General features: G+C 50.7%; 8 protein-coding genes. All 8 read right to left on the minus strand.

What is annotated here, in order from left to right:
* Positions 1–332: DUF2523 family protein (locus tag AC6R0R_RS07500; protein ID WP_500626253.1), on the minus strand; the 332-nt coding region annotated here is incomplete at its 3' end.
* Positions 333–344: 12 nt separating this feature from the next.
* On the minus strand, positions 345–1,163 hold the full coding sequence (locus AC6R0R_RS07505; RefSeq protein ID WP_500626254.1) for a hypothetical protein: 819 nt from the start codon (positions 1,161–1,163) through the stop codon (positions 345–347).
* A 112-nt stretch (positions 1,164–1,275) separates the two neighbouring features.
* A complete protein-coding gene (locus tag AC6R0R_RS07510) occupies positions 1,276–1,488 on the minus strand; it encodes a hypothetical protein (RefSeq protein WP_500626255.1) in 213 nt (70 codons plus the stop codon).
* Between the two features lie 32 nt (positions 1,489–1,520).
* Positions 1,521–1,745: a hypothetical protein gene (locus tag AC6R0R_RS07515; RefSeq protein WP_500626256.1), complete on the minus strand. Its 225-nt coding sequence runs from the start codon at positions 1,743–1,745 to the stop codon at positions 1,521–1,523.
* 9 nt (positions 1,746–1,754) lie between these two features.
* Positions 1,755–2,108, minus strand: a complete 354-nt coding sequence (locus AC6R0R_RS07520; RefSeq protein WP_500626257.1) for a DUF1293 family protein — start codon at positions 2,106–2,108, stop codon at positions 1,755–1,757.
* 1 nt (position 2,109) lies between these two features.
* A complete protein-coding gene (locus AC6R0R_RS07525) occupies positions 2,110–2,460 on the minus strand; it encodes a hypothetical protein (protein WP_500626258.1) in 351 nt (116 codons plus the stop codon).
* Positions 2,426–3,262 (minus strand): hypothetical protein, encoded by an 837-nt coding sequence (locus tag AC6R0R_RS07530; protein WP_500626259.1) that lies wholly within the window; start codon positions 3,260–3,262, stop codon positions 2,426–2,428. Before AC6R0R_RS07530 ends, AC6R0R_RS07525 begins: the two co-directional genes overlap by 35 nt.
* Positions 3,255–3,461, minus strand: a complete 207-nt coding sequence (locus AC6R0R_RS07535) for a hypothetical protein (protein WP_500626260.1) — start codon at positions 3,459–3,461, stop codon at positions 3,255–3,257. The genes AC6R0R_RS07530 and AC6R0R_RS07535 overlap by 8 nt, the downstream gene beginning before the upstream one ends.
* Positions 3,462–3,468: the final 7 nt, after the last annotated feature.

Here is a 3,468-nt window from a genome sequence, read left to right on the forward strand (position 1 = left end):
AGGCGAATGACAAACCCCGTGGCCATGCACGTAAAGTAAATGTTCAGGGCTTGGGGAGGCTGAAACAAGAATGCGTAATAGCGCAGTTCACTGGGCAGAGCGTTAAAGGCTTGAACGACCAACTCCGTAAACCCGATGTCATTGAGTAGGTACTGGGCCGTTTTGTACGAGAGTTCGAGCGAGACTAACAAGAAGTAGAGTTTGATTTTGATATACCACGCGTTGAGGTAAACAAAGGTTTGCTCAAACCATGTCGGTACGTTGTCGAAGAAGTCGACCACGGTTTGGCCCATGTCGCCCAGTGATTGCATGAGATCTAACAGAAATTGCATAACGTCACCTCGCTAGAATAAGAACCGAGCGCCAAGAACGGCGGCTAGGAAGATGAGTACTGCCGCAATCAAAGCGGCGTTATCGATAAGGGCAGGGAAGACGCCCGACTTACCAGAGATGGTTTGGCCGTTGGCCAGTGTCAGGTTGAACGAATGCTCGACGTATTCACCTTGATTAAGGCCAGACGTATCAAAGGAGAACAACTGGCGAAACTCTTGCACCTTTTGCTCATAGTCGAGTTTGAGTTGTTCGGTTTCATCGAGCACACTTTGCAAGGCGTCGGAGTTGTAAAGCGGCAGGGCATCGACGTCGAGCTGGCCCTCTGGCGCCCGCGGAGCGAAGTCCCCAGTCGAGAGTGATTCGGCAATATCATCGAGCTTACCACCAAGACCGGATACCGCGTCACCAACGGCGTCGACTTGATTGCCCAATATAGTGTTGGATGACCAGATTGCGCCTTGAAGGTTGCCCGACATGTTGTTGATAGTCCCACCAAGACTGTTCACCGCACCTGTCGTCGTGTTGACGTTGCCAGCCAGAGAACTGATCGCGCCGATGGTTTGGCCTTGCATGTTCTGCAACCCAGACAGAAGATTTTCAACACCGGACATATCCGCACCACCGCCACCCGATAGCGCGAGTTCATCGACGGCCTGTTGAGTCGCGTTGACCGTAGACTGAATGGAATTCAGTTTGGGCGTAAGAGTATCAACGGATGACGTCATATCGTTTGCGGCAATCGCAATGTCATCCGCCGCAGCATTGATTGCATTGATTCCGGCTTGGCGCTGTGACCAAAGGGAGTTCGTTGTGTAACGAACATGATTCAAAATGCTAAGAGGCGTTCACACCCGTGTAAAAGCCGAAAATGAAACCACTGAACACCGCACAAGCAAAGAAGATAGTGACGATGTCAGTTGCAAGTTCAGCCATGACACACCCTTAGCGACGCATCGCGCCAACGATAGCGGATAGACCGAAACCGATAGCGGCCAATGCAATCACACCGACGACCACTAAGGTGTAGTTAGATTGGCCAGCCGTGACAGCGTCAGTAATGGCGGTGGTGATTTCTGCATTTGCCAATGCAGCCGAAGAAGCGACCAGTGTTGAGCCAACAACACCCGCTTGGGTAACACGTTTTTTTAGTTCCATGATGTATCTCCGTTGTTAGTGAAAGTAGGCCGTTAGCGTCGACCCAACGCTTTTACAATTCGACCCAGAATGTGACCGGAGAGAAACGAGAGCAGTAAAAATCCCGTAACCGTGGTGTACACCTCTGAATCGATTGTCAGTGACCCGACTGGGGAGGTGCTCAGTTGTTGCACTTCCTCTTGGGTCAGCAGTACGTAGTCACAGTCGGTCGACGAGCTGACGACATAACCATTGCTGAGAGCTACACACTGCGCCATAACCTAGCCTTACTTGCTCTGCATCGATGCGTGGAAATGCTTTTTGATTTCGTCATCGATGGGAATGAGTTCAGTCACGACGGCACCCGCCAATGGGTCGTTGGGGTTCATCTGCAAACTGACCGCGTACTCACGACGAGGGACAAACGCACCGCAGTTCGCCAGCTTTTCAGCGTAAGCGCGGTCCATCATGATGGGTTGATCCCATTTGGGGTTCACTTCACCCGATTCGCCAATGGTGCGACGTTTGTATTTGTCCGTGTTGATTTCACGCAGTGGGCGGGAAATGTTGAGCTGTGCCTGTTTTCCGCCGAACTCGGTTTCAATTAGGTTGATACCTAGAACAAAGAGAGTGTTAGACATATCAAGTCTCCAATATGTGAGTAACTAACTTCCCGTATGAGTCGGGGAAGGTGAATTTAGAATTGTCACGAACGAGCGACCCCACGACGGTGTTCACATCGCCATTGTGAAATTCGATGAGTGCCGTCAGGATTTTTCCGTACTGACGACGCATCCAGTAAGCCGACGCCAAGAGATCTAACGCGGCTTTCTTGCTGGGTTTGGGTTTGGTGTTGAACGGTTTAGATACCGAAATGGACGCCGAGAAATCGCAAATGGCCGCGAATGCGCCGCTTGGGTCAAGGAGCACATCGATGTCCCATTTCTTGAGTTCCACCTCAGAGCGATACCAAGTAAGTCCGGTCTGGGCCAAGTTCTGCTCTAAGGCTTTGTTGTAGATGCGCCAGTAAATGCGCGAGGTGCGAGAGCCAATTGAATATTGCTCTTTGAGGCTTGCCGTTCTCCATGCGTTCAATCTCACACAGAGGCGCAAGTTTGGGGCCACGGCCGCGAACGTTGGTACGAAACGCATCATCGAGCCATGCTTTGTAGGCGTAGTTGCAATCAAACAGACCGTCGAAATCGTCATAGGCCAAGTCAACGCGGGCGAGGGTAGTCACGCCCAAGACATTGTGCAGCCAGTCGTGCAGCGCCCAAGGACGCAGTTTGTCAAAGACGTGTTTGCAACCCGTACCGTTAATTTGAAAATGCACGGTGTCATTATTTCCGCCGATACCGATGAAACCGCAAAAGTCTTCGCCATTGGCCGAGGTGAGTTTCATTGAATCGCTGTAGAACTGAAAGCCCAAACCGCGAGGCGCCGAGAGTGACAAGCCAAGCACACGTTGGGTGAAGATGCGCAAGCATTCTTCCAAATAGTTGATGTACACATGGCGATAGGCGTCATTGTACGATTGCATTTCTTCGTTAGTGACGGCCAGTGTTGGGTTAAACACTGGCGGCGTTGGAAACTTAGGCGCACGAGCGTGACGCTGTAACAGTGGTTTCTCTTTGTTGAGGCGCAAGGTTTTTCCTGTACCGCTTGGCAACGGTTCGACCAAAGCACGGTGACAGTAAGTGAGGTTTTTCAGCGCAAAGGTAAAGCACAAGTAATCGATGTGGACTTGTTCGTTGTGCGGCTCAAAGGTTTTTGCGACTTTCTGTGCGTTATTCATCGAACACCCCCAAGTTGATGCGGTCTTGATAGGTGGTGTTGGTGATGCAGACTAATTCGAAGTGGGAGAACTCGGACTCACACCATGAGGTCAAATGATTCATGGACTTGAACAAATCCCAATCTTGAGTGCCTTTGACTAGAACCGAAACGGTATAGTCAGGCATAAGATCGAAGAATATGATTTGACGTTGAGTCATGAGAGTT

Source organism: Vibrio sp. R12-SW3-ISO1 (genome assembly GCF_059834005.1).

Excerpts from the sequence above, each read along its gene's own strand:
- AC6R0R_RS07510 (WP_500626255.1), bottom strand. The coding sequence starts at position 1,488 with ATGGAACTAAAAAAACGTGTTACCCAAGCGGGTGTTGTTGGCTCAACA.
- AC6R0R_RS07515 (WP_500626256.1), bottom strand. The coding sequence starts at position 1,745 with ATGGCGCAGTGTGTAGCTCTCAGCAATGGTTATGTCGTCAGCTCGTCG.
- AC6R0R_RS07530 (WP_500626259.1), bottom strand. The coding sequence starts at position 3,262 with ATGAATAACGCACAGAAAGTCGCAAAAACCTTTGAGCCGCACAACGAA.
- AC6R0R_RS07520 (WP_500626257.1), bottom strand. The coding sequence starts at position 2,108 with ATGTCTAACACTCTCTTTGTTCTAGGTATCAACCTAATTGAAACCGAG.
- AC6R0R_RS07535 (WP_500626260.1), bottom strand. The coding sequence starts at position 3,461 with ATGACTCAACGTCAAATCATATTCTTCGATCTTATGCCTGACTATACC.